The sequence below is a fragment of the Streptomyces sp. NPDC060198 genome (assembly GCF_042728415.1).
In the GTDB taxonomy this organism is placed as follows: Bacteria; Actinomycetota; Actinomycetes; order Streptomycetales; family Streptomycetaceae; genus Streptomyces.
The window spans coordinates 1-6,787 of sequence record NZ_JBHWZJ010000373.1; the positions used below are offsets into that span (position 1 = coordinate 1).

5 protein-coding genes are annotated in these 6,787 nt (G+C 69.0%); 4 read left to right on the forward strand and 1 reads right to left on the reverse strand.

What is annotated here, in order from left to right:
• Window positions 1-57: 57 nt before the first annotated feature.
• Window positions 58-1,086 carry a LacI family DNA-binding transcriptional regulator gene (locus tag ACFWEP_RS29505; RefSeq protein WP_387374553.1) on the reverse strand — a complete coding sequence of 343 codons (1,029 nt, stop codon included), beginning with the start codon at window positions 1,084-1,086 and terminating at the stop codon, window positions 58-60.
• A 140-nt stretch (window positions 1,087-1,226) separates the two neighbouring features.
• Here ACFWEP_RS29505 and ACFWEP_RS29510 point away from each other — a divergent pair, with 140 nt between their 5' ends.
• Genes ACFWEP_RS29510 through ACFWEP_RS29525 form a run of 4 tightly spaced genes read left to right on the forward strand, consistent with a single transcriptional unit; the run spans window position 1,227 to window position 6,726 of the window.
• Window positions 1,227-2,528, forward strand: a complete 1,302-nt coding sequence (locus tag ACFWEP_RS29510) for an ABC transporter substrate-binding protein (protein ID WP_387374555.1) — start codon at window positions 1,227-1,229, stop codon at window positions 2,526-2,528.
• 33 nt (window positions 2,529-2,561) lie between these two features.
• A complete protein-coding gene (locus ACFWEP_RS29515; protein ID WP_387374557.1) occupies window positions 2,562-3,512 on the forward strand; it encodes a carbohydrate ABC transporter permease in 951 nt (316 codons plus the stop codon).
• Window positions 3,509-4,330, forward strand: coding sequence for a carbohydrate ABC transporter permease (locus ACFWEP_RS29520; RefSeq protein ID WP_387374559.1), 822 nt, complete (start codon window positions 3,509-3,511; stop codon window positions 4,328-4,330). The genes ACFWEP_RS29515 and ACFWEP_RS29520 overlap by 4 nt, the downstream gene beginning before the upstream one ends.
• On the forward strand, window positions 4,327-6,726 hold the full coding sequence (locus ACFWEP_RS29525) for a glycoside hydrolase family 3 N-terminal domain-containing protein (RefSeq protein WP_387374561.1): 2,400 nt from the start codon (window positions 4,327-4,329) through the stop codon (window positions 6,724-6,726). The genes ACFWEP_RS29520 and ACFWEP_RS29525 overlap by 4 nt, the downstream gene beginning before the upstream one ends.
• Window positions 6,727-6,787 lie beyond the last annotated feature (61 nt).

Here is a 6,787-nt window from a genome sequence, read left to right on the forward strand (position 1 = left end):
CGCCTACACCGACCCCCGCTGACGGTCCCCGTCACCGGCCCACAGCACGGCCGCTCCTCAATCCCGGGGAGCGGCCGTGCTGTTGCGTACGACGAGGCTCGTGGCGAGCTCCATCCGCGTGGTCATGGGGACGTCGTCCCGGAGCCGTAGCAGCATCTGGACCGCCTCCTCGGCCATCTGCCGAAGCGGCTGGTGGACGGTGGTGAGGGCAGGGCTGGACCAGCGGGCGATCGGCACGTCGTCGAACCCGACCACGGAGAGATCGTGCGGGACGCGCAGTCCACTGACCCGCGCCGCTTCGAGCACGCCGAGCGCCTGGAGGTCGCTGCCCGCGAAGATCGCGGTGGGCGGGTCGGGCAGGGCGAGCAGCTCCATCGTCCGGTCGTAGCCGCCCTCGACGTGGAAGTCGCCGTAGAGCACCAGGTCGGAGGAGGCTTCCAGGCCGGCCATGCTCATCGCGGAGCGGTAGCCGTCCAGCCGGGCGAGGGAGCAGATCATGTCGTCGGGGCCGGTGATGATGCCGATCCGCCGGTGGCCCAGCTCGATGAGGTGGCGGGTCGCGGCGAGGCCGCCGCTCCAGTTGGCCGAGCCGACCGAGGGCACGTCGGGTTCGGGATCGCCGGCCGGGTCGATGATCACGAAGGGGATCGACCGGGACCGCAGCTGCTGCTTGAACTCCACCGGGAGCGCCGAGAAGACCAGCACCACACCGAGCGGGCGGCGTTGGAGCACCCCTTCGATCCACTCGGGGCTCGGTGAGTGGCGGGTGCCACTCTCGGTGAGCACCACGCCCGCCCCATGAAGCTTGGCGACGTTCTCCACGCCCCTGATGAGCTCCATCGCCCAGATGCTCTCCAGCTCGTGGAAGACGAGCTCGATCAGCGGTGCCTCGCGGGCGGAGCGGGTCGTCCGCCGGTAGGAGTGCGTCTCCAGCAGGCGTTCCACCTTGACCCGAGTCGGCGCGGCAACGTCCTGTCTGCCGTTCAGCACCTTCGAAACTGTCGAAATGGAGACGCCGGCCTGTTGGGCCACCTGGGCAAGGGTGATGCGGCCCACGTTCTCGTCATCGCGCATGGTGAGAAGCATAGGGCACGAACAATTGGCCAACAGAGATAACAAATCAGCAACTTGAGCCGCGAGGGTTGACCCCTCCAGCCGCCGAGCCCTAGCGTCCCGACGCATGAAGTTTCGGTAATGAAGCCGAAACATTTTCGAGAGGCGAGACGATGACGCGACGCACACGGCTCCCACGTACCGCGGTTGTCGGCGGGGCAGTCATGGCCATGGCGCTGTCCTTGGCGGCATGTGGAGGGGACGACTCCGCGTCCGGCGGCGACAAGATCCACGTGCTGGTCTACGGGGACGCCACGAACAAGGTGGAGAACCAGCTCGTCGCCACCTTCAACAAGACCTCGAAGGTCAAGGTGGTCCTGGACACCATCCCGGGCGCCGACTACCAGGCCAAGCTCCAGACGATCATCAACAGCAAGCAGGCACCGGACGTCTTCTTCAACTGGGGCGGCGGCAGCATCAAGCCCTTCGTCGACGCCGGGCTGCTCCTCCCGCTGGACGACTTCATCGCGAAGGACCCGGGACTCAAGGACAACTTCCTCCCGTCGGTGTTCAACAGCACCGTGGTGGACGGCAAGGCCTACGGCATCCCGATGCGCGGTACGCAGCCGGTGCTGATGTTCAACAACAGCAAGGTGCTCAAGGAGAACGGCCTGGCGGCCCCCAAGACCTGGGACGAGCTGCTGAACGCCGTGAAGGTCCTCAAGTCGAAGGACGTCACCCCGATCGCCCTCGGCGGCGGTGACAAGTGGCCGACGCTGATGTGGTTCGAGTACCTCTTCGACCGTGTCGCCGGCCCCGAGCTCATCCAGAAGGCCATCAAGGGCGACAAGGACGTCTGGGCGACCGACGACAGCAAGGCGGCGCTCAACAAGCTCAAGGAGCTCATCGACGCCGGCGCCTTCGGCACCAACTTCGACTCCGTGAAGTTCACCGACGGCGGCTCGCCCACGCTGCTGGCCACCGGCAAGGCGGCCTTCGAACTGATGGGTTCGTGGGAGTACTCGACCCTCCAGGACTCCCAGCCGGACTTCGCCAAGTCGGACCTCGACTACAGCGCCTTCCCCAGCATCGACGGCGGCAAGGGTGCCCCGACCGACATCGTCGGCAACACCAACAACTTCTACTCCGTGCTGAAGAAGACCAAGCACCCGGAGGAGGTCGCCGAGTTCCTGAAGCTCATGTACTCCGACCAGTTCGTGAAGGCGCAGCTCTCGATCGGCAACCTGCCGACCACGACCAACACCGAGTCGCAGCTGGACACCGCCGCCAGCCCCGACTACGCGCACTTCCAGTACGACCTCGTCAAGAACGCGCCCTCCTTCCAGCTCTCCTGGGACCAGGCGTACCCGCAGACCGCCGGAACGGCCTTGTCGACCGCGGTGCAGCAGTTCTTCAACGGCGGGATCGACGTGGACGGCTTCATCAAGGCGATGCAGGGCCTGCCCACCTCCTGACCGCGCTCCACCATCCGACTTGGAACACCTCTCATGACCACAACTGCCACCGCGGTCCCCGCGGCCAGCAAAGGGGTCCAGGGGAGCGGCCGCGGACCCGGCCGCTCCCGTGAAGGCGCCGGCCGTCCCGGCTTCGCCTGGGCGGCTCCGGCTGCCGTCTTCTTCGGCCTCTTCGCCATCGTCCCGCTCTTCCTGGTCGTCGCCCTCTCCTTCGCGAGCTGGAACGGGCTCTCCGACCCCGAGTTCACCGGTCTCGACAACTGGAAGAAGTTGTTCGACGACCCGATCCTGATCAAGAGCCTCTGGCTCAGCGTGCTGCTCACCTTCCTGGGCGTCGCCGTGCAGACGCCGCTCTCCATCCTGCTGGGGGTGTGGGCGGCCGGCCACCAGCGCAACCGGGCCGTGCTGTCCGCGATCTACTTCGTCCCGCTGCTGCTCTCCGCCACGGCCGTCTCCGTGCTGTGGCGCGCGGTACTCGACCCCAACTTCGGTGTCCCCGCGCAGGCCGAGTGGCTGTTCGGAGACGGGAACCTGTTCGGTCAGCAGGCCAGTGCGATCGGGGTGCTCATCTTCGTCAGCACCTGGCAGTTCACCCCGCTGCACACCCTGATCTACCAGGGTGCCGCGCGTTCGGTGCCCCGGGTGCTCTACCAGGCGGCGGAGATCGACGGAGCGGGCCGGTACCGGCAGTTCTTCCACATCACGCTGCCGCAGCTGCGCAACAGCGTGGTCACCTCGATGATCCTCATGGTGGTCGGCGGTCTGACGACGTTCGACACCGTCCTCATCCTCACCCAGGGCGGACCGGGCACCGACACCACCATCAGCGCCTACTACATGTACCAGAAGGCGTTCAAGACCTTCGACTACGGAGCGGCCTCGGCCATCGGCGTGATGCTGATCCTGGTCGCCACGGTCATCTCGCTGGTGATGGTGCGCCTCACGGGCTACGACAAGATGAACAGCACCATGGAGGGCATGTGAGCAGGCGCCGTCCCAATTTCCTCGCCGGCTTCGGCTCCACCGTCTGGCTTCTCGTGGTGGGCCTCCCGCTCTACGTGATGCTCGTCGCGACCTTCCAGAACCGCGCCGACTACGGGTCGAACGGGCCGTTCGCCCTGCCCGAGCACTTCACCCTCGACAACTACATCAACGACTTCAACAGCGGGTTCGGGCAGTACTTCCTGAACACCGTGATCGTCACCCTCTCCGTGGTGGCCATCGTGGTCCTGCTCGTGGCGCCGCTGTCGTACGCGATCGTGCGCAGCCGCAGCCGCACGACCGGTCTGGTCTTCCGGCTCTTCCTGCTGGGTCTCGCCATTCCCTCGCAGGCCGTGATCGTGCCCATGTTCTTCGCGATGAGCGAGGCGGGGCTCTACGACAACCTCCTCGGCATCATCCTGCCGACGGCGGCCTTCGCGATGCCGGTGTGCGCCCTCATCCTCACCGGCGTGATGCGCGACATCACCCCGGAGCTGTACGAGGCCATGACGATGGACGGCGCCACCCACCGTCGGGTCTTCTTCCAGCTGGTGCTGCCGCTCTCCAAGAGCGGGCTCTCCACCATCGTCGTCTTCTCCGCCCTCCAGGCGTGGAACGGCTTCCTCTTCCCGCTCGTGCTGACGCAGTCCGCCGGGTCCAAGGTCATCACCATGGGGCTCTACGACTTCCAGACCGAGCACGGGGTCGACATGCCGGGGATGCTCGCGGCCGTCGTGCTGTCCATGCTTCCCATCCTGCTCGTATATCTGTTCGCCCGCCGAGCCCTGGTACAGGGGCTGATGGGAGTCGGAGGAAAGTGACCGACCACGTGTCCGTACAGACCGAACCGGCCGAGGAGGTGACGCTCCTGCCGTGGCGGGACGCGTCCCGTACTCCGGCCGAGCGCGCCGACGCCCTGCTCCGGGAGATGACGCTGGAGGAGAAGATCGCCCAGCTCTTCGGAGTGTGGGTGGGCGCCTCCGACGAAGGGGCCGAAGTCGCCCCGCACCAGCACGACATGGAGGAGCCGCCGCCGCTGGCCGACCTGCTGCCCGAGGGACTGGGCCAGCTCACCCGGCCGTTCGGCACCGTCCCGGTCGACCCCGCGCTCGGCGCGCTCTCGCTGCTGCGCACCCAGAGCGCGATCACCACCGCCAACCGCTTCGGCATCCCGGCCGTGGCCCACGAGGAGTGCCTCGCGGGCTTCGCCGCCTACGGAGCGACCGCGTACCCCGTGCCGCTCTCCTGGGGCGCGACCTTCGATCCGGCGCTCATCGGCGACATGGCGGGGGCGATCGGCCGCGACATGCGCTCGGTCGGCATCCACCAGGGCCTCGCCCCGGTGCTCGACGTGGTGCGCGACGCCCGCTGGGGCCGCGTTGAGGAGACCATCGGCGAGGACCCGTACCTCGTCGGCACGATCGCCACGGCCTACATCAAGGGTCTGGAGCGGGCCGGCATCATCGCCACCCTCAAGCACTTCGCCGGTTACTCCGCCTCCCGCGCGGGCCGCAACCTGGCGCCGGTCGGCATGGGCTCGCGCGAGCGCGCCGACGTCATCCTGCCGCCGTTCGAGATGGCCGTGCGCGAGAGCGGTGTCCGCTCGGTGATGCACGCCTACACCGACACCGACGGCGTCCCGTCCGCCGCGGACAAGGAACTGCTGACCGGTCTGCTCAGGGACACCTGGGGCTTCGACGGCACCGTGGTCGCCGACTACTTCGGCGTGGCGTTCCTCAAGACCCTGCACGGTGTGGTCGGGACGTTCGGTGAAGCGGCCGTCGCGGCGCTCCTCGCCGGCGTCGACGTGGAGCTGCCGACCGTCAACACGTTCGGTGAGCCGCTGCGTGACGCCGTCGCCGAGGGCCTCATCGAAGAGGCCGACATCGACCGCGCCGCCCACCGGGTCCTCGTGCAGAAGGCGCAGCTCGGCCTGCTGGACGCCGACTGGAACCCGGTGCCCGACGCGCTCGCCGGGGCCGAACTCGCCCCGGAGACACTGCGCGGCACGGTGGACCTGGACAGCGGCGCCAACCGCGCGCTGGCCCGCCGGATCGCCGAGCGGGCCGTCGTGCTGCTCCGCAACGACGGCACCCTGCCGCTCCGGGGCGAGAAGGCCCCCGCCCGCATCGCGCTGATCGGGCCCAACGCCGACCGGCCCACCGCCGTGCTCGGCTGCTACTCCTTCCCCGTCCACGTCGGCAGCCAGCACCCGCACCTGCCCGCCGGTGTCGAACTGCCCACCCTGCGCGAGGCGCTGGTGGCGGAGTTCCCCGGCAGCGAGATCGTCACCGCCGCCGGCTGCGGCATCGACGACGGCGGTACGGAGGGATTCCGCGAGGCGCTGGCGGTCGCACGCGACGCGGACATCGTCATCACCGCGCTGGGCGACCGGGCGGGTCTCTTCGGCCGGGGCACCAGTGGCGAGGGCTGCGACGCCGGTTCGCTCACCCTGCCGGGCGCCCAGCAGCAGCTGCTGGACGCGCTCCTGGACACGGGCACTCCGGTCGTCGTCACCCTGCTGGCGGGCCGGCCGTACGCGCTCGGCCGCGCGGTGGACGAGGCCGCGGCCGTCGTGCAGACCTTCTTCCCGGGCGAGGAGGGCACCCACGCGCTCGCCTCGGTGCTGAGCGGCCGGGTCGCCCCGTCCGGGCGGCTTCCCGTCAGCGTGCCGAGGAAGCCGGACGCGCAGCCGTCCACCTATCTCGCGGCCCGCCTGGGTCACGCGAACGAGGTGTCCAACATCGACCCGACGCCCGCGTTCGGCTTCGGCCACGGTCTCGCGTACACGACGTTCGAGTGGTCCGGCCTCGCCGTCGCGTCGGCGGAGATCCCCACCGACGGTCTGGCCGAACTGGAGTGCACGGTACGGAACACGGGTGACCGCGACGGCGTCGAGGTCGTCCAGCTCTACCTGCACGACCCGGTCGCCTCCGTCGTCCAGCCGGTGCAGCGGCTGGCCGGTTACGTACGGGTCGAGCTGGCCGCGGGCGAGGCCGCCAGGGTGCGTGTCGGCGTCCCCGCCGACCTCGCTTCCTTCACCGGCCGCGACGGCGTGCGCGTGGTGGAGCCGGGCGCGCTGGAGCTGCGGCTCAGCGCCTCCAGCACGGACCCGCGTCTCACCGCCGAGGTGAGGCTCACGGGCCCGGCGCGGCAGGTGGACCACACCCGCCGGCTGCACGCCGAGTTCCAGGTGGAGACGCTCAAGGAGCACTGAACTCCCCGGGACGGCACCTAACACCAGAACGGCTGAACACCTCTGCGCCGGAGCCCGGTCG